Annotated in this window: 12 protein-coding genes; 4 read left to right on the forward strand and 8 right to left on the reverse strand. The window is 60.2% G+C overall.

The window, feature by feature from the left end:
• From tatC to AD928_RS06980, 7 genes are all read right to left on the reverse strand, one after another.
• On the reverse strand, window positions 1-828 hold the full coding sequence (gene tatC, locus AD928_RS06950) for a twin-arginine translocase subunit TatC (protein ID WP_043550258.1): 828 nt from the start codon (window positions 826-828) through the stop codon (window positions 1-3).
• On the reverse strand, window positions 825-1,502 hold the full coding sequence (gene tatB, locus AD928_RS06955) for a Sec-independent protein translocase protein TatB (protein WP_082779792.1): 678 nt from the start codon (window positions 1,500-1,502) through the stop codon (window positions 825-827). The genes tatC and tatB overlap by 4 nt, the downstream gene beginning before the upstream one ends.
• A gap of 132 nt (window positions 1,503-1,634) precedes the next feature.
• Window positions 1,635-2,510 carry an SMC-Scp complex subunit ScpB gene (scpB, locus tag AD928_RS14455; RefSeq protein WP_233419996.1) on the reverse strand — a complete coding sequence of 292 codons (876 nt, stop codon included), beginning with the start codon at window positions 2,508-2,510 and terminating at the stop codon, window positions 1,635-1,637.
• A gap of 86 nt (window positions 2,511-2,596) precedes the next feature.
• Complete coding sequence (locus AD928_RS06965) at window positions 2,597-3,598, reverse strand: segregation and condensation protein A (protein WP_082779796.1); 1,002 nt, start codon at window positions 3,596-3,598, stop codon at window positions 2,597-2,599.
• A gap of 47 nt (window positions 3,599-3,645) precedes the next feature.
• Window positions 3,646-4,677, reverse strand: a complete 1,032-nt coding sequence (locus AD928_RS06970; RefSeq protein ID WP_062249382.1) for an SPOR domain-containing protein — start codon at window positions 4,675-4,677, stop codon at window positions 3,646-3,648.
• A complete protein-coding gene (argS, locus tag AD928_RS06975) occupies window positions 4,677-6,464 on the reverse strand; it encodes an arginine--tRNA ligase (RefSeq protein ID WP_062249384.1) in 1,788 nt (595 codons plus the stop codon). The genes AD928_RS06970 and argS overlap by 1 nt, the downstream gene beginning before the upstream one ends.
• A gap of 39 nt (window positions 6,465-6,503) precedes the next feature.
• Entirely contained in the window at window positions 6,504-7,673 is a 1,170-nt protein-coding gene (locus tag AD928_RS06980; protein ID WP_062141800.1) for a deoxyguanosinetriphosphate triphosphohydrolase, read from the reverse strand.
• A 170-nt stretch (window positions 7,674-7,843) separates the two neighbouring features.
• Here AD928_RS06980 and AD928_RS06985 point away from each other — a divergent pair, with 170 nt between their 5' ends.
• From AD928_RS06985 to AD928_RS14970, 4 genes are all read left to right on the forward strand, one after another.
• Window positions 7,844-8,215, forward strand: a complete 372-nt coding sequence (locus AD928_RS06985; protein WP_062249385.1) for a HesB/IscA family protein — start codon at window positions 7,844-7,846, stop codon at window positions 8,213-8,215.
• Complete coding sequence (locus AD928_RS06990) at window positions 8,212-8,994, forward strand: exodeoxyribonuclease III (protein WP_062249387.1); 783 nt, start codon at window positions 8,212-8,214, stop codon at window positions 8,992-8,994. Before AD928_RS06985 ends, AD928_RS06990 begins: the two co-directional genes overlap by 4 nt.
• Window positions 8,995-9,053: 59 nt before the next feature.
• Window positions 9,054-10,424: an amidase gene (locus AD928_RS06995; protein WP_062249389.1), complete on the forward strand. Its 1,371-nt coding sequence runs from the start codon at window positions 9,054-9,056 to the stop codon at window positions 10,422-10,424.
• 325 nt (window positions 10,425-10,749) lie between these two features.
• Window positions 10,750-11,103, forward strand: coding sequence for an energy transducer TonB (locus AD928_RS14970; RefSeq protein ID WP_082779794.1), 354 nt, complete (start codon window positions 10,750-10,752; stop codon window positions 11,101-11,103).
• Between the two features lie 24 nt (window positions 11,104-11,127).
• On the opposite strand, the gene AD928_RS07005 is transcribed toward AD928_RS14970, so the two are convergent.
• Window positions 11,128-11,823, reverse strand: a complete 696-nt coding sequence (locus tag AD928_RS07005) for a glutathione S-transferase (RefSeq protein WP_062249393.1) — start codon at window positions 11,821-11,823, stop codon at window positions 11,128-11,130.
• Window positions 11,824-12,180: the final 357 nt, after the last annotated feature.

Consider the following 12,180-nt stretch of genomic DNA (forward strand, 5'->3'; position numbering starts at 1 on the left):
TCAGGAAGCCTCTTCCTCTGGAGTGGTCTCTTCGGACAGCGGGTCCGGCCTGGTCTTAGGTTCAACAAGCCGGGCTGCCACAATGGAAATTTCGTAAAGAAGGACAAGCGGCACCGCCAGCCCTATCTGGGTAATCACATCCGGCGGCATCAGAATGGCGGCGATGACAAACGCCCCCACAATGGCATACCGACGAAAGCGCTTGAGCATATCGGCGGTCACAATCCCCACCCGCGCCAGCAGGGTGAGCACCACCGGCAGTTCAAACGCGACCCCAAACGCCATGATCAGCTTCATGACCAGTGAGAGATATTCAGACACCTTGGCCTGAAGCTCAATCTGCACGCCGCCAGAACTGCCCGGTGTCTGGAAGGACAGGAAGAACCGCCATGCGATGGGGAAAATGAAGTAATACGCCAGCGCCGCACCCAGCAGGAACAGGATGGGCGTTGCAATCAGAAACGGAGCAAAAGCCCGCTTTTCCGACCGGTACAAACCGGGGGCGATAAAAATCCACGCCTGAATGGCAATAATGGGGAAGGACATAAATGCCGCCCCGAAAAAGGCCACGCGGATATAGGTGAAAAAGGCCTCATACAGCGCCGTGTAGATCAGATGCGGCTGCTCACCCTGCTGCCGCATGATCTCGCCCAGAGGCCGGGCCAGAAAGAGATAGATGTCACCTGCAAAATGGTAACACAGCGCAAAACACACCAGAAAGGCCGCGCCGGACCATAAAAGGCGGCGGCGCAGTTCAAGCAGATGGTCAATCAGCGGCATGGGCTGATCGTGGATCGGATCATCCTGCAGGGGTTCGTTCTCCTTCATAGCCCGCGCCCGGCCTCCATGCCGTCAAGCGCCTGCGCAGGGTGCTCAGCAACTGACTGACCCGGCACAGCTGGCCCCGGCGCCACCCGGCGTTGCCCGTGCATCAGCCGCACGGGGGGCAGAATCGCAGGCGGGAAAAGCCGCGCACGTTCCTTGACAATCCGCCGCACATGATTGGGCGGCAGTTCCGGCGGAGCATCCACCACTTCATCTTCCACCGGCGGGTTGAGGTCATCCAGCCCGGCACCGCTTGCCGCAGAAGGCGGCAGGCTGGGCAGACCAACGCTGCGTTCTTCCAGCATGGCGGTCGAACCACCTGTCGTGCCGGCAACAGCGGTGGGACGCGGCGGCGTATCCAGTCCGCGCGGACCTGCGGGGCGGACTCCGGGCGGCTCATCAAAAGACCGAGCCAGTGTGCCATCCCCATCAATGGCTTTCATGATGCGGCCCCGTACGTTCAGGTTCCGCAGATCCCGCACATGGTCGCGCACTTCCGTCAGGTCCGCCTCGCGCACCATTTCATCCACGTGCGACTGAAACTCGCTCGCCAGCTTACGTGCTTTTTTTACAAACCCGGCCAGCCCCCGGATGGCCACAGGCAGATCCTTCGGACCAATGACGACCAGCGCCACCGCTCCTATCAGCGCAATTTCCGACCAGGCAAAATCAAACATCCGCAGGACCACCCATCAGCATGAAGCGGGAGAACGAGCCTCTCCACCCATGCGTCTCTCTTGCACGCGTACCCCTGCCCCATGCCAGTACGCCGGAGAGGGCAGGATTTACGCGCAGACGCCGCAGATCTATCACGACCGCCCCGGCTCGGAAACAGTTGCGGCTCCGGCATCTGCCTCCGGCTGGGCGGATACGTCATCAGGCTGAGCTGCCGCATCCGGTTCCAGTTCGGGCTGAACGGGGGCAACCTCTCCCTCAGCGGGGGTTAAATCAGGGTCCGTTTCAACCGGATCGCCTTCTATACCGTCATCGGAAGGAACAACCTCATCCGCATCTACCAAATGCTCTTCAGACGCTTCCGGCTCTGCAGTGGTATGCTCTGTTGCATTCTGGGCGGGCTTTCTAGCTGAGGTCAGCGTATCCGGCACGTCCACCAGAAGTTCCTCGCGCCGGGGCAGGTCAGACAGAGCACGCAGGCCGAAATGCCGCAGGAAATCAGGCGTTGTGCCCCACAGCACCGGGCGCCCCGGCACTTCCTTGCGTCCGCGCGGGGCAATCAGAGACGCCTCAATCAGCGTATCCAGCACATTCTGGCCGAGACTGACCCCGCGAATTTCTTCAATTTCCACGCGGGTACAGGGCTGGTGATAGGCAATAATCGCCAGCGTTTCCATGACCGCACGCGGCAGGCGACGGGGTTTTTCCAGCACGCGGGTGAGAGCAGGAGCCAGATCTGGCGCTGTGCGGAACTGCCAGCCACCGGCCACTTCCACCGGCATGACGCCACGCCCTTCATACCGCGCCACCAGCGCTCCCATGACAGCTGCCACGAAGGCCCCGAGATCGTCCACGCCACCTGGCACCAGTTGCCGGAGTTCCAGCAATTCCGCCAGACGCCGAAGACTGACCGGTTCGGTACCCGCAAAAATCAGAGCTTCCGCCAGACGCACGGCGTCATCCGGCACGGCAAACAGCACATCTACGCCTTGCGGCTCTATACCAGACAGAGCGGCTATAATCTCCGGCGTATCGGCCACCACCTGTGAAGGTTGCGATACCTGCGAAGCGTGCGGGATCGTCTCAGATTCTTCGCTCATGGGGTCTCCCTGCCTGTGCGCCGCGCCTTGCGTCCGGGCCTGTCATCATGCGCGGCTGGCGTAGCACTTCCCTCCGCTGCTTCAACGTCCTTCACCCGCCTGCTCGCCGTTGCGGCGTCATCCGTATGGTCGGTATCCTCGTCCATCGAAACGTCCTGCTCCGCATGCGGGCGCAGCAGGATTTTGCCGAAGGTTTCATCCTGCCGCAGTTCCAGCCGACCGCTTTTGGCCAGTTCCAATCCCGCAATCAGGGTGCCTGCCACGGCGGCCCGCCGCTGGCGCATGGCCTCCTCCCCCACGCCTTCTTCCGGCAACTGCTCCGGTAAAAAGGCATCCAGACTGTTCCAGCCCGGCGGGGTTTTGCCCAGCAAGCGAGTCAGACGGGCAAGCGCATCCTGCACCGTCCAGAACCGGATAGTGCGGGGTGCATAAATCCGCTTCCGGGCGGTACGCCGCATGGCCGCCATATAGGCGCGCATGAGTTGCGGCATATCCAGCGCCAGACCGGAGCGGTCAATTTCAATCAGGGTTTCGCCCTCACCCCGGGCGAACACATCGCGCCCCAGCCGAGGCCGGGCATCCAGCCAGCGGGCCAGTTCCGTCATGCAGGCCAATTCGATCAGCCGTTCCTGCAAAAGCTCGGCGGCGTCTTCCCCCTCCGCTGCCAGTTCATCTTCCGCAGGTAGCAGCAGGCGGGATTTCAGCCAGGCCAGCCAGGCGGCCATAACCAGCCAGTCTGCCGCCAGTTCCAGCCGCACTTTGCGGGCAGATTCCACAACAGCGAGATACTGTTCCACCAACTGCAGGATGGAAATGCGGGACAGATCAACCTTCTGCGCCCGCGCCAGATCCAGCAGCAGATCAAGCGGGCCTTCAAACCCGTCCAGTGACAGCAGGGGGACACGCGGCACACCGCCATCCCTGCCAGCGTCCGCACCTACCGGAACAGCAGCGCCAGAAGCCTCTGCCGGGTCTGGCTGAGGCTCTAGTGTTTCCATCTCTGGCACACTCTCAGGCGGCTGCGCGGCATCCATTCTGTCTGCCCTTAATGAACCTGTGTGCAGCCCAGCCCGCGTTCCCGCACGGCACTACAGAAGCTGCGCGTTTCCGCGACCGAGGCAAAGCCCCCCACCCGCAGGCGATAGAATACAGCGTTATCCCGCTGTACTTTTTCGATCACCGGTGAGCGGTCTGCAAACAGGGTCGGGTAGCGCGTTTTCAGGCGGCTCCATTCCTGCTGTGCCTGTGCTTCGTTCTGAAGTGCCGCCAGCTGGACGCGGAACTTCCCGCTGGTGCCCGCACTGGCCGCCGGGCCTGCCTCTTCCGTTTTACGGGCGGGTTCAGCGTCTTCCGCAGGCGCAACCTTTTTCGGTGCAGGTTTAGGAACGACCTTGCCAGGCACGGGAGCAACGGGGGCTGCCGTCGGTGCGCTGGCTGCGGCATCCCCGGAAGCGGAGTCATCCGCAACACCATTGCCGGATTCAGGCAGGCTTTCCGGCTGCTGAGGGGCATCGGTTTGGGCAGACGTGCCCGCAGGAGCAGACGCGTCACCTTCCGGCGCACCCCCATCCGCTCCGGCGGAAAGACCTTTGGCCTGATCGGCAGATGCTACGTCACCGGGGGCGGAACCTTCCGTGGCTGCCGTTTTGGCTGCCTGCTGGCCATATTGTGCGGCCAGCGCCCCCGGATTAGGCTTTTCCGGCGCGGGTACCGGATGCGCCTGCCCGTCATCAGCCTCCGGCGCGCTCAGGCCATCCACCTGCATCCCGCCCGGATCAACCGGCTTGGTCTTCATGGCAACCGGCGGCGGCCCGAGCACGGGCACCCCGCTCTGATGGTGGCCCATCAGCGCCCAGCCACCAATGCCCAGCACCAGCAGACCACCCAGCCCCGCAGCCCCGTAAACCAGCCGACGGGTTCCGGTATCACTGCTCAGAAACTGAGAAATCACGCCAGCCCCGACGCCGCCCGCAGGGGCAGCCGGACGGCGCGGAGGCGGCGCATCATAATCCGTGCTCATGCGTTCCCGCGCACGGTTGATGCGCTCGTCAAAAGACCCTTTGTCGTTTTCGCTCATTAACGCATCTCCTCCACAGGCTCTACGCCCATGACAGCCAGCCCGGACCGAATCACGGTTGCAGTTGCCGCAACCAGTGCCAGCCGCGCCCGCGTGGCATCAGGCGCATCGGGCTGGAGAAAGCGCAGAGACGCATCATCCCGCCCACGGTTCCACAGCGCGTGGAAATCACCCGCCAGATCCGCCAGATAGAAGGCCACGCGATGCGGTTCACGCGCAAGTGCCGCAGCTTCCACCAGACGCGGCCATTCTGCCATACGGCGCACGAGCGCCATTTCTGCATCGGAATTCAGGCAATCCAGCGGCACAGCGGCCAGAGCGTCCGGCGTAATGGCCCCGTAAGAGCCTTCTTCCTGCGCGGCCCGCAGCACGGAGCGGCAGCGTGCATGCGCATACTGCACGTAAAAGACCGGGTTATCGCGCTTCTGCGCCACAACCAGATCCAGATCGAACTCCATCTGTGCATCGCTTTTGCGGGTGAGCATGGTGAAGCGCACGGCATCCTTGCCCACTTCATCAATCAGGTCCCGCAGCGTGACGAAGGTGCCTGCCCGCTTGGACATTTTCACCGGCTGGCCATCTCGCAAAATATGCACGATCTGACACAGCACCACTTCCAGCGGTACGGTGTCGTTCGTCACGGCACGTACGGCCGCCTTCATGCGTTTGACGTAACCGCCATGGTCCGCGCCCCACACATCCACCATCATCTGCGCACCACGGGCCACCTTGTCCGCATGGTAGCCAATATCATTGGCGAAGTAGGTGTTGGTGCCGTCCGATTTCCGCATCGGGCGATCCACATCATCGCCAAACTGGGTGGAACGGAACAGGAGCTGTTCACGCTCTTCCCAGTCATCCGGCAGCTTGCCTTTGGGGGGCTCCAGCACGCCCTCATAGAGCAGACCCTGTTTTTCCAGCTTGTCGATAGCGGCATCTGTCACGCCATCGCGCAGCACCTGTGCTTCGGACGTAAAAACATTCTGGTGCACGCCCAGGGCTGCCAGATCATCTTTAATGGCCAGCAGCATCTGCGCCACGGCAAAGTCGCGCACCGTGTCCAGCCATGTCAGTTCCGGGGCCGGATTTGCACCGGGTTCCGCCAAATTGTCCCCATACTGAGCGACCAGTGCTTCACCCACCGGGATCAGATATTCGCCACGATATTGCAGGCCGGTCGGGGTCAGAGCGTCAAACGCTTCTTCCGTCACGGTGGTGCCCAGAGCCTGCAGGTAGCGCCAGTAAACCGCCCATGCCAGCGCCTTCACCTGTGCGCCGGCATCGTTGATGTAGAATTCCTTGGTAACGTCAAAGCCTGCCTTGGCCATCAGGTTGGCAAGCGCATCACCCACCACGGCACCACGGCAATGGCCCACATGCATCGGGCCGGTGGGGTTGGCGGACACATATTCCACATTCACCCGCACACCCGCGCCAGACTGCGACTCGCCATAGGCTTCCCCGGCCTTCAGCACGGCAGGCAGAGTGGCGCGCAGCACGTCCGGGGTGAGTGTGATGTTTACAAAGCCCGGACCGGCAGCGGCCACGCGGGCAACGCCTTCAACTTTCTCCAGTGCGGCGACGAGGTCCGTGGCAATGTCGGCAGGCTTGCGGCGGGCCGGCTTGGCCAGCAACAGGGCCGCATTGGTTGCCATATCCCCATGCGAGGGGTCACGCGCCGGGGTGACTTCCACACGGGCCAGCGTTTCTTCCGACACATCAGGCAGCATCGCCCGAACGGCGGCCAGAACGTGGTGACGATAACGCTGGAACAAACAGTCTGACATTACACTCAAGATCCCAAAGAAAGCGGTAGAACCGCGTTTTCAGCCTGCTATGGACAGATCAGTCAACCGGCGATGTTCTTCCATCGCGTAGCGATCCGTCATGGAGGCGACATAATCGGCCACTGTACGCCGCAATCCGGCCTCGTCTCCCGCCAGAGCGGGCTCACGCCAGCCATCGGGCAGCAACTTGGGCGACTCCACCAGAATGGTAAACAGTTCGGACGTCACATGCTTGGCCTTGTAGGTCATGCGGTTGACGCGCCAGTGGCGGTAAAGCTTTGCAAACAGGAACTTCCTGATGCTCTTGTTGGCCTCTGCCATCTCCGGGCTGAAGGCCACAACGGGTTCCGATGCTGCCCGAATCTCTTCCACACTCTGCGGAGCCAGATCGGCCAGTCGTTTCCGGGTGCAAACCAGCACGTCCGTTGTCAGAGCGTGAATGACGCGTCGGACCATTTCGTGCCGGATGCGCTGCTTTATATGCGGCGTATCCTTCGGTAAATCGGCGGCCAGCTTGCGGGCATCCCGCAGGGCCTCCCCCACCAGCGGCACATCCACCAGATCATCCAGTGAAAGCAGGCCGGATTTTACGCCGTCATCCAGATCATGCCCGTGATAGGCAATGTCATCCGCAAGAGCGGCCACCTGCGCCTCCGCCGAGGCATACGTCCCCAGATCCAGAGACCATTGCGCATCAATCTCCCGCAAACGGGCCGAGGGATTCCTTACCGGCCCATTATGTTTAGCCAGCCCTTCCAGTGTTTCCCATGTCAGATTCAGGCCATCAAACGCCAGATAGCGCCGCTCCAGCAGTGTCACCTGCCGCAGGGCCTGCGTATTATGGTCAAACCCGCCCCACGGCTGCATCTGGGCGGCAAGGGCTTCTTCTCCCGCGTGGCCAAACGGCGTGTGGCCCAGATCATGCGCCAGAGCCACGGCTTCCGTCAGGTCCTCATCCAGCCGCAGATACCGCGCCATGGAGCGCGCCACCTGTGCGACTTCCAGAGAATGGGTCAGCCGGGTACGAAAAAAATCGCCCTCATGGTTGATGAAGACCTGTGTCTTATATTGCAGGCGACGAAAGCCGGAGGAATGCACCACACGGTCCCGGTCACGCTGCCAGGGGGAGCGGGTGAGTGATTCCTCTTCCGCATGCAAGCGGCGTCCCCGCTCCGGTGCCATATGCACGGCGTAGGGTGCGAGAGACATCTGTGCGGCAGCCTGTAATCCCATAAGTCTTCCGGTCCTGCTTGCTCTGGTGTGGGCGGTTTTAGCCCCGCGTCCATAGAAGAGGCACCCTAGGCCATTGCGTGAAAATTGACCATGCACGCCCTCACTGCCCCTTCAAACCAGAGCCCGCGCACGCTATCTACAAAGACATGACCCAGCCCCAGCCCTTTTCCGTCTCCGATGCCGCAGCCGCGCGCATTGCCCGCGTGATTGCATCACGCACCGCTTCTGCTTCCGCAGAGGGGAAAGCCCCGCCTGCCGCGCTGCGCGTGGCGGTGGAAGCCGGGGGCTGTAATGGCTTCCAGTATCAGTTCAAACTGATCGGGCCGGACGATATTGCACCGGATGACATCAAACTGGACAAGGGCGAAGCTCTGGTGGTGGTAGACCCCGTCAGCCTCGACCTGCTGGCCGGTGCCCAACTGGACTTTGCGGACAAACTGATGGGCGCGCATTTCACGGTGAATAACCCGAATGCAGCGTCTTCCTGCGGGTGCGGCACGAGCTTTTCCGTCGCATGAAAATCGCAAGCTGGAACGTCAATTCAGTCCGTCAACGGCAAGACCTGATTCTGGACTGGCTGAAACGCCATGAACCAGACGTGCTGATGATGCAGGAAATCAAATGCGAAACCGCGCATTTTCCCGCCGAAATCTTTCGGGACGCCGGGTATGAATGCGCCGTTGTAGGCCAGAAATCCTACAATGGGGTGGCGACACTGGTGCGCGGTGACTTTGAAACCACGACCGACCACCTGCCGGGATTTGAAAACCCCGCAGCCCGCTATGTTGAAGTGCGCACGCAAGGGCTGACGCTGGGCAACCTCTACCTGCCCAACGGCAACTCCGGTGGGGAAGAGGGCTACGCAACCAAACTGGCGTTTTTCGATGCGCTCGCCTGCCGCGCTCAAAGCTTCCTGAATTCTGAAACCGATTTTGTGCTGGCTGGCGATTATAACGTTTGCCCGACCTCTGAAGACTACGCCCCCGGCGCTCTGGGGCCTGATGATGCCCTGGTGCGGCCTGAAAGCCGGGCAGCATGGCGGCGTCTGGTCTGGCTGGGACTGACCGATGCTCTGCGCGCCGTTCACCCCACCGGCACCGCCTACACGTTCTGGGATTATCAGGCGGGAGCATGGCAGCGCGACTGCGGCCTGCGTATTGACCACGCTCTGCTCTCCCCCCGCGTTGCGGAGCGGCTAATTGATGCCCAGCCTGACAAGGAAGAGCGCGCCATGGAACGCCCGTCCGACCATGTGCCGCTGATTGTAACGCTGAAAGACCCGGCTGCCGCAGCCTGATCGCATACCCAGCATTAAGCCGCCCGCCTGACGCGGGATGCAAGACGGAGTTTGTCTGTATGAGCACTGCCCCTCAGTCCCTTCTTTCTATGGCAGAGGCTCTGGCGGACGGCAGGCTGCGCAGTCGGGATCTGGTGGAACAGGCGCTGGACCGCATTGCGGACCCACAGGGTGAAGGCTCCCGCACGTTTGTCGCCGTGCATACTGAAGCCGCTCTCGCTGCGGCGGATGAGAGTGACCGCCTGCGCAGGCAGGGTCGCCCCCTCCCCGCTCTTTCAGGCCTCCCTGCCTCAGTCAAAGATCTGTTTGATGAAGCCGGGTCTGTGACCAAAGCAGGCTCCCGCGTTCTGGAACACGCCGCCCCAGCCACACAGGACGCCCCGGCCATTGCTAATATGCGCAAAGCCGGGCTGATTTCCATTGGCCGCACCAGCATGACCGAATTTGCGTTCTCGGGCGTGGGCATCAATCCGCATACAGGCACACCCGCCAACCCGTGGGACAGAGCAAATCGTCGCATTCCGGGTGGCTCATCCTCCGGGGCGGCCATCTCAGTCACAGATGGCATGGCTGCGGTCGGTATTGGCAGTGACACAGGCGGCTCCTGCCGTATCCCCGCTGCCCTGACCGGGCTTGTTGGCTACAAGCCTACCGCCTCACGCATTTCCACCGCTGGCACAGTTCCTCTGTCTTTTACGCTGGACTCCATCGGTAGTCTGGGACGTACTGTGTCCTGCTGCTGGGCAGCGGATCGCGCCTTGGCCGGGCAAAGCATCAACCCGACGGATGCGCCTGTGGCAGACAGCATCAGCGCGCCGCGTCTGGGTGTTCTACGTAACTACGTGACCGTCGGCATGGACAGCATTGTGGCCCGCACCTATGAGCACGCCCTCCAAAGGCTTGAGCAGGCAGGCGCTATCCTGACAGACGTGACCTTTCCGGAGCTGGACACGCTGCCGGAAATTAACGCGCTGGGCGGTTTCCCCGCACCGGAATCCCTCACATGGCATGAAAAATTTATTGAAGAGCACGGCGATCTTTATGATCCGTTTGTTTTAAAACGCATTTTGCGTGGCAAAGAACAGACTGCCGTCGACTACATCACACTCCTGCTGCGTCGCCGCGCCTTGATTGCAAAAGCGGCTGAGTTACTGGATGCGTATGACGCCATCCTGATGCCCACGGTGCCCATTATCGCCCCCCGCATTGATGACCTGCACGATGACGCCGTTTACGCGATGACCAACCTGCTGCTTCTGCGCAACCCGACAATCACCAATTTTCTGGACCGCTGCGCCATCAGCCTGCCATGCCATGAGCACGGCTCTGCGCCGGTTGGAATCATGGCAATGGGGCATCACATGCGCGATGACCATTTGTTGAATGTTGCCGCGTGGATGGAGCAGGCTTTGGAATATACCCCCTCTTAAATTAGTCCCGCTTCTCTCATAATTATCAAAAGAATTTTTAGAAAATTCTGTTTTAAAAAAGATCAGAAACACCTGATTACGAAAGGAAATACTCAATCATGAGATGGTTCAGATCACGCCTCATCTGTCACCTTCTTGGGCATCAGTGGTCCCCGTGGGTGCTCCAGCGTTCATGGGATGGGAAGCAGGATTTTCTCCATCGCCACTGCACGCGACAGGGATGTCTCGCAACCGAGAAAAAAGCACCCTGACCCTGAACAGGAAGAAGCCGTTTCCAGTTCCTCACCTTACGGCTATCGTCTTCAAAATCCCGCAGGAGGCGAATTTGAAAAGAGTTATCCCGGCAACGCTCACACTTCTTTTGGCGGCATGCGCAACGCAGGAAAAGCCCCCGGCACCTGCGGACGCTATGAGCGCGTCTCAGCCTGTCCAGCCTGCACCGGCTTCTCCAGAACCGACGGCACAGAACCACGCGGAAGCCACCGTTGTGATGAAGGCCGATATCAGCAAAGACGGCCACAACGTAAACTGCCGGATCATATCAAGCGAAAAGCCTGATCTGGACGATATCTCTCTGGATTATTGCCGCAATGAGAACTATCGACGCCCCATCAAAAACGGTGTTCCCGTGATCGAGCATGACCACCTGGTGACCGTTAAATATCACGTGGATAAGTGACGGAGGGATCACCGTTCCCCTTACTCAGGAAGCAGGCTTTCTATCATTATTCACGTAAGCATACTTGCCGCCTCGGTGCAGGGCGCGCTGATACGCGGGGCGGTCATGAATACGGCTCAGGAACGCTTTCACGTGAGGCCGACCGTCCGTCGCCTCGGCGCGGGCAGCAGCGGCTTCAAGAGGGAAGCTCATCTGGATATCCGCTGCGGTAAAGTCATTACTGGCAAACCATGCGCTGTCTGACAGACTACGTTCCCAATAATCCATATGCAGCTTGACCTGCGGATTAATGAATTTTGCCTGCGCTCCTTTCGCAATCAGGAAAGCAAAGGGGCGGAAAGGCAAAGGGGCCTTTTCTGGCAGCATCCCGAATATCAGTTTGAGCAAAAGCGGTGGCATAGCCGACCCTTCTGCATAATGCAGCCAGTAGATGAAGCGGATGTACTCGGGTGTATCGCGCACAGGTGCCAGGCGGCCATTGCCGTATTTATTGATGAGATATTCGATAATCGCCCCGCTTTCTGCCAGCGTCACATTACCATCGGTATCTGTGATGACGGGAGCCTTGCCCAGGGGATGAATGGCCCGCAGAGATTTTGGGGCCATCATGGTTTTGGGATCGCGCTTATAAAACTTGATGTCATAGGGCAATTCCAGCTCCTCCAGCAGCCAGAGGATCCGCTGGGAACGTGAATTGTCCAGATGATGCACGGTAATCATGATAAGCGATCCTTCCTGTGGGTATGAGGCCCCGAGCGCCACCCCAGACCGTATCTATAAGGATCTGATCATAGCTTTGGTTCCGTGCATCGGATGAGGCTTAGTGGAGGAAGGCTTGCCTTAGACAACTTAGGTGCGACTCAGGGAAGAAGGACCCTGTCCTGCACGAAGCACTATCAGCTCGCTTGCAAGAAGCGTGTTTTCTCAAACGCCTCAGAAGCCAAAGCACGCCAAAAAACTGCTTTGGTGAAATTTTTCAGTGATGATTTCAGGAATAAGCCTGAAAAGGCTTATCAAGATAACTCTATCAAAACAGATATTTTTTGAAGTTATCTGGCGGAGAGGGAGGGACTTTTC

It is taken from the genome of Acetobacter cerevisiae (assembly GCF_001580535.1).
GTDB classification, from domain to species: Bacteria; Pseudomonadota; Alphaproteobacteria; order Acetobacterales; family Acetobacteraceae; genus Acetobacter; species Acetobacter cerevisiae.